This window comes from Protofrankia sp. Cas8 (genome assembly GCF_963555845.1).
Lineage (GTDB): Bacteria > Actinomycetota > Actinomycetes > Frankiales > Frankiaceae > Protofrankia.
Genome location: NZ_CAUVXI010000278.1, coordinates 1 through 5,859 on the forward strand (window position 1 = coordinate 1; position 5,859 = coordinate 5,859).

Consider the following 5,859-nt stretch of genomic DNA (forward strand, 5'->3'; position numbering starts at 1 on the left):
GGATGCCGTTGGCCACGCGGTTGCGGATTTCGGCGCGGACGGTCTTCCGCTGGCGATCCTCGGCCAGCCAAAACCCCAGCAGGGCCGTTTCTACGCGGCTGCAGGCACGTCGCAGTATCCGATGCCGCTACCGCCACGCACCCCGAGACGGGACTGGTACGTCCCCGGCCGTTCTTTGCGTGGGCGCAAGGTGTACCCACACCATGCCGGATTGGCTGACGACTACTGGCAGAACCCGACCGAAGACCGAACCCAGAAGTTGGACAAAGGGCGCTACCAGGAGTACAGACGCCCGGCGAAAGAGAGCCCAGACAAGGAGCTCACCGTCGACAACCGCGCGTTTGCCACCGGCCGCGACGAACAGCGTGACAACCAGAACCGATCGGTGCGTGGCTGGGTCAAGCCGGGCGTCACATTTCGATTCACCCTGGACGTGATCAACCTGACCGAGGTGGAGCTCGGCGCCCTGTTGTGGCTGCTACGGCTACCGGCGGAGCATTATCATCGGTTCGGGCTGGGTAAGCCGCTCGGCTTCGGCAGCGTCCGGCTGGGCCTCGACACCGAGACGACCGAACTGCGTACGGGCGCCACCATCGCCGACTACTACGCCTCGTTCGGCGATCAGCTCCCTGGTGCCGCTGCGGACGTCGACACGCTCATCGCCGTGTTCGAGAAGGCGTCCGACGTGTGGCCCGGACGCCCGCACCTCGCCGCGTTCCTCACAGCGGCGCTCGGCGATGCGTCCACCCCGGTGCACTATCCGCGGGTCCGGCCCGCCGCCATGGACAGATCGGTTCCCGTCCCACCCGACCCGCGCGGTCAGGCCTACGCCTGGTTCGTCCAGAACGAGCAGGAACGCTCCAACAGCTTCGTGCGGGCCGAAAGCCTCCCGCCCACAGACGGCGACCCGCTCGTCGTATACCCGGCCCCCGACCGTACAGGCCCACCACGATGACCAACGCCACCCCAGAAAACGACCTCGAACTTCAGGTCGAAAACGATCATATACTGATCGACGATGGTGATCGTAAAGAATCGCCACCCGCTCTTCCCAACACACGCCCGCTTCTCACCGGCCTGCACATTGCGAATTTCAAGGCCTTCGGAGTGCCCGCGGGCGGGGATGGATCTTTTTTCATTCCACTGGCGCCGCTGACTCTGCTCTACGGTCCGAACTCGGCAGGTAAATCGACTCTCCTGCAGGCCTTACTGGTGCTCGCCCAGTCCTTGATCCAACCTGCCCGGCAGGAGTGGCCACGACTGGTCCTCAATGACAACCTGATCGCCTTGGGCTCCACCCGCGAAGTCGTCCACAGACACCAGACGGAGTTGACCATCTCCCTGGGGGTGAGTTGGCGCGATGCTTTCGGCAACGAGACCGTCGCGATCTACGGTTTCAGTGGTGCCAGCGGCGAACTGGAGTCGATCGAGGTTCTGGACCCCGGCGAGGCGACCACTTACGTTCTTCAACTACCGTCGACAAACAACAACCAGTCGGATCCAGAATTTCTCTTTGAAATATCAGAAGAAACAATCGATGTCTTTTTGCGGACGATCCTCAACTCCTCAAAGGATATCCCGGATGCCGGCCTCGCCGGAACCTGGGCGGCAGCCACTGCCGCATCGATTCAGCCTCTTGTCAGCGTCGCCGGACTATGCCCGGGTAAAATACAGGGCTTCCGGTTCCCAGGCGGGGCATGGTTCCCTAACGGAAAAGACGACAGCGAGCCAGAGAGCGACGTCGCAATGTGGCTCAATTCGGACTCTCCCTGGCAGTGCATCGACGCTTCGGAGCGCTACGCGATACGCCTCAAGGAAAGCCTGGAGCACGTCCTGAGTGATGTTCGACATCTCGGTCCGGGGCGCATACCACCAGATCGGCGGCCGGTACGGCACGACGACGACGGCCCTGACGGGGTGGGCCGTGACGGCGGCAGGCTCTTTCAATTCCTGGCGAGCCAGCGTGAAGGGAACAGCGTGATCAGCGGTGTCAACGACGCGCTTTCCCGACTCAGTTCCCCTTACCGAATCCGACAGTGGAACTATCCCCAGGCGACCTTCAATGACGACAATGACGTAAGTAGCCTGAAGAGACATCGATCAAGAATCACACTCAGCGAAATAGCCCTTGTTCGTGACGGAATGGAGTCTCAGCTGCAGAACGTCGGCTATGGTTTCAACCATCTCCTGCCGATCCTCGCTGAGTGCAGTCGCGACAGTAGGCGCCCACTTCTGATTGAGCAGCCAGAAACACACCTACACCCGGATCTTCAGGTTGACCTCATCGAGGAGCTGCTGCACAGCGCCACGAATCCCGCCCGAAAAGTCTTACTGCCGCAGCTTGTCGTCGAGACCCACAGCGAGAATATGTTGCTGCGAATTCAGGCGCTCGTAGCCCTGCAAGAAGAGCGCGCCGAAGACATTCAGGTGATTACAGTAGGAATGGATCATGAGCGCTACACCGCATTTCCGGTGGACCATCAGTGGACAGGAGACGGGGAGCTTGACCCGGGAGCCGACAACGTATTTCCGACGGCACGCATTCGCGCTATCGAGCCGGAGTATTAGATGTTAGTTCGAGTCGCAATTGCGGCCTCCTTCTTCGATGACCCGGTGCTCAACTCGGACCGGTATCAGCTGCATGCGGTGCACCGATCCCTCACTGCGGTGCTTACCCGGCATGCCGAAATTGTCTGCCTGGATGATACTGAAGTAAGCGAGTACCGGCGGAAGGTGAATACGCTACCATCGACTGTCAAAGCCTACTGGGATCCCATTTTTGGACGTGCCGGCCTCCGATTCCGTATCCACAAACCTCAATCGGCACGTCCGTCCCGTCCAGCAATGTCAATCTCAAATAGGAAAGATCTTCTTTCCTGGCGAAGCCATATAGATCACTTTCTGGTCGGCACCGACCAGGCCCGAGAATTCGGCTTCAGTCCGAACTCAGACGGCAGAACCGACGGGGCCAGCGGAATATGTATCAGCAGCTATCGAGGCGTGACACCGAAGCAGCTATGGGAGATGGAGGAGCTGAACAGCCGCTACTACCGCGCGGGTCAGCTTTCGCGAGACGATCTATGGAATCATTATATAAAGCCACTGGTCATACGGGCCCCCAATGTCGTGCTAATCGATAAGTACGCGGGGAAAAATCTACAGGACTGCGCCTACCTATGGAAGAAAATCAGCGAGACACCTTCACCTAATAGCAAGCACGGACGAACTATACAGATCCTGACACATACACTACTGAACGAAAATAGGAGTAACCGGGAGAGCGCAGAACCCAAAATGAGAGGAGTGGAATCCTTTGCAAGAAATTACGAAGGAACGACTGGAATTGCAGAGTTCAACCTGACCTGGCTACCAAAAGAAGCATGGGGGACAAAAAGGAAAGATGAAGCAGATTCATCACCGACGGAACGACATCACGACAGACATTTTCGTTTCGAGAAGAGAACCCTGTCGATAAGCTCGGGATTGGATTATATCGCCAATCCCGAGGGAATGGATGGGCAACTTACCTACCGCTGCGAGGGTGACCGGCACAGTACCGACTTCAAGAACATTCTCGACAAAGAAAGGATACTGGTCGCCGCGGCAGGGAACCGGTCGCAGCCCCTGGGCAGGCAGCGGAGATCGTGACGGCGTCGGGCAGGCAGGATCTGCTGCGGCGACGAAGGGACTCGGCAGATCCTGCCCTCCCGGGACGGCTGGTCGGCTACCAGGCTCAGCGGCGTGGATGCGATGGAAACCGATCCAAATCCGGACCGAGCCAGTGGTGAGAAGAACGCTCCACGACCGCCGGATGCTAGGAATCGGGCGGGCGACAGCTGGGTGGAGCAGGTGTTCGTGACCTGCACCAGTGCGGTGAACGCCACGATGGCGCAGGCGTCGCTGTGGCACGGCGGTCGTCCCTGCCCGTCTACGCGGGGCATGTCAGCAAGCGACGACCCGCGGCGGACAGTGCTTGCCTGTTGCGACCGCGGCTGCTTCGACGAAGCCGAAGAGGTACTGGCCGCCGTCGTGGAGAAGGTCACGACCGCCGGTTGGCTTGAGCGTTCACCCGACTACGCCCGGCCGTGTGACGACCGCGGTGGTGCCAGCGTGGATGCGAGACTGTCCCTGTACACCGCACGCACAGCCGCCGCCGTACTGGGCGAGATGCACCGCCATCGGCGTAAGAATCTCGGGTTGCCCCAACGGCCGGAGCGGGTCGCCGACGCCGACTGGGCAAAGCGGTTGTTCCCTGACCCGGCGGATCGGGCCCTGCTCGTACACGTCCTTACCTGGCTCGGCAGTCACGGCCCGGCGACCGGCGATCCGGGCTGGCCGCTGCAGGTGTGGGCGGAACGCCACGGGCTGGCGCTCCCGGACATGGCCAGGTGGGTCGCCCGTGTTGTCAGTGTGCTACGTGAGGAAGACCCGCGCCGGTATCAGCGGTACATCGCGGGGCCGCTGGCGGCCAAACCGCGTACAACTGTCCCGTTCAGCGCCGTCGAGCTCGTCGACGGGCACCCTATCCGGCGGCACCGACACCGGTACACGACGGCACCGGGGCTGTGGGAGGACTACACCTTCGTCGCACCGAGACCTGGAAGAGCGTCTATGCCAGCAGCTACGCCGATGAAGACGATCGCCACCACGAAGGGCAGGCTGTGAACCGCATCGCTGTGCACGTCGTCGGAGCCTCCGACCTCGGCATGCACGAGCCGACACCCGCCGAGACGGCCAAGCGGATTACGGAACTCACCGGCCTTGAGCCCTCCGCTCTCGCTGATGAACTCGCCGGTACACCGATCGCCTGGTTTCTTCGGAAGATCGAAAGTTTGAATGATCCTCCGGTTGACCGATTGATCCTCCTCGCGACCGAGCGGCACGACGATCCGAGGGTGCAGCCGGCAACCCAGGACCTGGCCGAGGTGATCCTCCCCTTCGTCCGGCAACAGGTGCTGGCAAGCACCATCGAGCAGATCCCGCTGCCCAGCATCGCGGACACCCGGAAGTGGCTGACGGATTTCGTCGACAACACGGCCAACGCCATCGGCAAGGAGACCCGATGGGAACTGCCGCTCGGCGGCGGTGCGACGGGTGTTCTGCTAGGGGTGATGTTCGAGCTGCTGCTACGGGGCCACGACCTGACATTGTGGGCGGCGAACGGAGCCGGGCCCAGAATTCCGCTGGTTCCGTCCGGGCTGAACGCGGCGCCGGCGCGATGGCTGGTGCGCCACCGCTACTACGAGCCGCTCGCCAGCAGTGATCCGCCGTTGGAGGTGCCACCACCGCTGTCCCCGGGTGACGCCGGCTGGGACTTTCTGGCCCGCCGGCAACGCGTCGATATAGACACGCTGCTCGCCGGTCAGCCGAAGGAAAACGACGCCTGGAAAGTGACGGACGCTGTTCAGGCGATCCTGGCTGAGGCGGTACAGGCCGCGTTCGCCGAAGGACTTGCCCGCGGGGAGATCACCGATGGCGCTGCCGCCCGCACCTGGCTCTCCCTGGCGAGACACGCCACTATTCCGGAAAACAGGCAGCTGGTGCCTCCGCTTCCCGATCCGGAAGATCCGACGGTCGAGGAGTGGCGTAGAAAGGTTGTACGGCTCAGCCACGGCATGCACAAACCGGCACCTCTACCTCCTGTCATCCGCACGATGCAGAACGAATGGGCGACCACTCAGCGGGCTGAGCGCTGCGTACTCCAAGCCTTCCCGGACTGGCCGGTCGCACCCCCGCCGCCGGCCGAACGGACGGTCGTCGTTCTACGGGCGTTGAGCCGGTCCGCCACACCCGACCAGGGTGAGATCGACGATCAGTTCCTGCTCGACCGTATCTCCGAGGCACTCGGCGCCGGGCAGG

4 protein-coding genes and 1 pseudogene are annotated in these 5,859 nt (G+C 62.0%); all 5 read left to right on the forward strand.

Going from position 1 to position 5,859, the window contains the following annotated elements:
• Positions 1-955 (forward strand): annotated as a pseudogene (locus U9977_RS25125) (RAMP superfamily CRISPR-associated protein); the annotation flags it as partial.
• The gene (locus tag U9977_RS25130; protein WP_322751758.1) at positions 952-2,568 is read left to right on the forward strand and encodes an AAA family ATPase; all 1,617 of its coding nucleotides are present in this window, start codon (positions 952-954) and stop codon (positions 2,566-2,568) included. The pseudogene U9977_RS25125 and the gene U9977_RS25130, both read left to right, overlap by 4 nt.
• The gene (locus tag U9977_RS25135) at positions 2,569-3,648 is read left to right on the forward strand and encodes a hypothetical protein (protein ID WP_322751759.1); all 1,080 of its coding nucleotides are present in this window, start codon (positions 2,569-2,571) and stop codon (positions 3,646-3,648) included.
• Between the two features lie 207 nt (positions 3,649-3,855).
• Positions 3,856-4,665 (forward strand): hypothetical protein, encoded by an 810-nt coding sequence (locus U9977_RS25140; protein WP_322751760.1) that lies wholly within the window; start codon positions 3,856-3,858, stop codon positions 4,663-4,665.
• A partial coding sequence (locus tag U9977_RS25145; RefSeq protein ID WP_322751761.1) for a hypothetical protein occupies positions 4,662-5,859 on the forward strand: 1,198 nt, incomplete at its 3' end. The genes U9977_RS25140 and U9977_RS25145, both read left to right, overlap by 4 nt.